This is a genomic window from uncultured Leptotrichia sp. (assembly GCF_938036635.1).
GTDB lineage: Bacteria > Fusobacteriota > Fusobacteriia > Fusobacteriales > Leptotrichiaceae > Leptotrichia > Leptotrichia hongkongensis.
This window is the reverse complement of sequence record NZ_CALHQO010000281.1, coordinates 1-2,973: the sequence shown is the minus strand read 5'-3', so window position 1 is coordinate 2,973 and position 2,973 is coordinate 1. Positions and strand designations below refer to the sequence as shown.

The 2,973-nt window shown below is 30.9% G+C and carries 2 protein-coding genes; both read left to right on the top strand.

Annotated features, from left to right (window positions below; all coding sequences use genetic code 11):
* Window positions 1-1,796, top strand: a 1,796-nt coding sequence (locus Q0370_RS05480) for a tyrosine-type recombinase/integrase (protein WP_299573146.1), incomplete at its 5' end; no start/stop codon positions are given.
* 51 nt (window positions 1,797-1,847) lie between these two features.
* Complete coding sequence (yqeH, locus tag Q0370_RS05475) at window positions 1,848-2,942, top strand: ribosome biogenesis GTPase YqeH (protein ID WP_299573143.1); 1,095 nt, start codon at window positions 1,848-1,850, stop codon at window positions 2,940-2,942.
* Window positions 2,943-2,973: the final 31 nt, after the last annotated feature.

The following is a 2,973-nucleotide window of genomic DNA, read 5'->3' as shown; positions in this document are numbered from 1 at the left end:
AAGCTGCTGAAGAATTATATATTTCACAGCCTGCCCTTTCCCGTTCGATACAAAAGCTGGAAAAAACTTTAGGGGTTGAACTGTTTGACAGGAAAAAAAATAAGATGGAATTAAATCAAAATGGAAAAACTGTTATCCAGTACGCAGAAAAAATATTGAATCTTGTAGATGAAACGGAAGAAAAAGTTAATAAAAATAATCAGGTTCAAAATAATTTTTCAATTGGTTCATGTGCTCCCGCTCCATTGTGGGATATGATTTCATTATTTGGAAGATTTTATCCTGAAAAATATATTCTTCATAAAATAGAAAATAATCTTCAGTTATTTGAAAAACTTAAAAATGACATTTATCAGATGATTATACTTTCTGAGCCTATTGATAATTCTGAATTTTTCTGCATAAAATACAAAACTGAACAATTATTTTTATCAGTTCCTTTGCAGCATCCGCTGGCTAAAAAAAAGGAAATACATTTTTCAGATATTACAGATGACAGAATGCTCTTATTCAATCCAATAGGAATATGGAAGGATGTAGTTTTAGAAAAAATGCCTAATATGAACTTCCTTATCCAAAACGACAGGATTATTTATCAGGAATTAGCTGAAATGCAAAATTTACTACATTTCCGTTCAAATTTCACACTTGAACGTGAAGATAATTTTAAAAATAATATTTCAATTCCAATTGCTGACAAGGAAGCAAAAATGACTTTCTACTGTGTCTGTAAGAAAAATATAAAAAATGAAAATCTTGTGATGTATGTAGACAAATTTTTGTATTATGAAGAGGTTATTCTTGGAAAGAGTTTTAATACGATTAGAAGTTATCGGCGGGATTTACTGCAGTTTATGGAATATCTGGATGAATATGAGGAAATTCATAATTTTGAAGAAATTGAAATGATGACATTCAGATCCTTTATTGCATATTTAAATTCTCCTCAGAAGCTGGCTAAAGAGGAAGAGAAGGAAAAAAAGCATTCTCAGAAAAATACTGCAAATACAGAAATTGATGATACAGAATCAGAGATTGATAAGATAAAAAGTATTGAAGATATGGAAGAATTAAATACAAAAATGAGTGTCAAGCCAGTGTCTAAAAGAACTATAAATAGGAAGATTTCAGCACTTAGGACATTTTTTAAATATCTTCAGGAAATAAAAGTGATTGAAACGAATAAGGCGGCTTATATTAATGTTCCAAAATTCGAGAAGGAATTGCCAAATGTATTGAATAGAGATGACTTAAACAGGTTGAGAAATGTTATAAATACCGAAAAAATTACTGGGATTCGGGATAGATTAATTATTGAACTTCTTTATTCTAGCGGGCTTCGTTCGATAGAACTTATTAATTTGAGTGAATTTATGATTGATATTGAAGAGCGGGAAATTAGGGTTATTGGAAAAGGGGATAAGGAACGGATAACTTTTTTTAGTGAAAATGCTAAGAAATGGCTGATAAAGTATATTGAGGAAAAGAAAAAGCAATATGAAAACTACACTAGGGAAGTATTGATTGTAAACAGTAAAGGGAAAAAATTGACAACACGTTCATTAAGAAGGCTTATTTCGGCACACGCACATGAAGCTGGGATACAGAAGGAAATAACACCGCATGTATTTAGGCATTCATTTGCAACAGAACTTTTAAATAACGGAGTGGATATCCGATATTTACAGGAATTGCTTGGGCATAGTAGTATTGCTACAACACAGGTTTACACACACGTGAGCAAGGCTTTCTTGCGAGATATTTATATGAGTACTCATCCATTAGCTAAGGAATAATGGATTGGATTCAATTTTAATGTAAAAGGAATGAGAAAATAGGAGGAAATTTTGATTAAAAAAAAATGTAGCGGTTGCGGAATTGAACTGCAGTTTGAAGATAAAAATAAGGAAGGATATGTTCCTGAAGAGAAGTTTATAACAGAGGATAATTTACTTTGTCAGAGATGTTTTAAAATTAAAAATTATGGGGAAAACCTTGTAAATAATTTTAGTAGGGAAGATTATCTGAAAGAAGTAAATGAATGTGTAAAAAAATCTGATATAATACTTCCAATTTTTGATATTATTGACTTTGAAGGTTCATTTACTGAGGAAATCTTGGATTATCTAAGAGATTACAGATCTATAATTTTAATTAATAAAATAGATTTACTGCCTGACTTTATACATCCAACTGAAATTTCCAACTGGGTAAAGGATAGGCTTGCCGAAGAAGATATTGTACCCGATGATATCGCTTTTATCAGCGCAAAAAATAAATACGGAGTAAATGGAATAATCAGAAAAATTAAAAATATTTTTCATAACAAAAAAGTAAAGGCAACTGTACTTGGAGTTTCAAATGTTGGAAAATCATCAGTTATAAATTTACTTCTTGGGAACAATAAAATAACAACTTCTAAATATTCTGGAACTACTTTAAAATCAATTAATAATAAAATTCCAAATAGTGAAATTACGATAATTGACACACCTGGACTTATTCCAGATGGGAGAATTTCTGATTTAATCAGTGTAGAAAATGGATTAAAGTTAGTGCCAGCTGGAGAAATTTCACGAAAAACTTTTAAACTTGAAGAAAATCAAGTATTTATGTTTGATGTTTTCTGTAGATTTAAAATACTTGGAAATGAACTTCTAGAAAGTGGGAGCAAGCCTATATTTTCTGCTTATGCTTCAAAAAGCGTGAAGTTTCACGTGGCTCGTGAGGAAAGAGTGCAAGACTTGCTAAATGGAAATTACTTTGAAATTTTACAGGGAAGTGAGAAAGAAAAGTATTTTCAAAATGAATTTGTAACTCATGAAGTGGAAATTGAGCAAAACGAGGAACTGGTAATAGCAGGATTAGGCTGGATAAATGTCAAAAGAGGACCGCTAAAGGTACAGCTTGAAGTTCCAAAAAATGCGTATCGGTTGGGATAGTGACTCTATTAATGTCGTGGATTTTGCAAAA